General features: G+C 57.4%; 1 protein-coding gene. It reads right to left on the reverse strand.

Annotated elements, in window-relative coordinates; translation table 11 throughout:
* A partial coding sequence (locus AAEY83_RS17420) for a hypothetical protein (RefSeq protein WP_351061197.1) occupies positions 1-249 on the reverse strand: 249 nt, incomplete at both ends.

Consider the following 249-nt stretch of genomic DNA (forward strand, 5'->3'; position numbering starts at 1 on the left):
GTCATGACCTCGTCGAGATAGCGGGTCATCTGCTCGGGATTCTGCTCGCCGTTGACCACCCAGTCGCGCATGAACGTATCGCGGGACATCATCGAGGAAATCAGGATCGGCCGGACCAGATCTTTCTGGATTTCCGAATAGACCGTGTCGGAAGTCAGCGGCAGTTCAGTGTTGACGATGTTGTCGCGGATCGACTCGCGGGAGGCGAAATAGCTCAACAGTGATGTAGCGAGAAACCCGGCGCCGAGC

This window comes from Psychrobacter sp. TB20-MNA-CIBAN-0197 (assembly GCF_040309765.1).
Classification (GTDB): Bacteria; Pseudomonadota; Gammaproteobacteria; order Pseudomonadales; family Moraxellaceae; genus Psychrobacter; species Psychrobacter submarinus.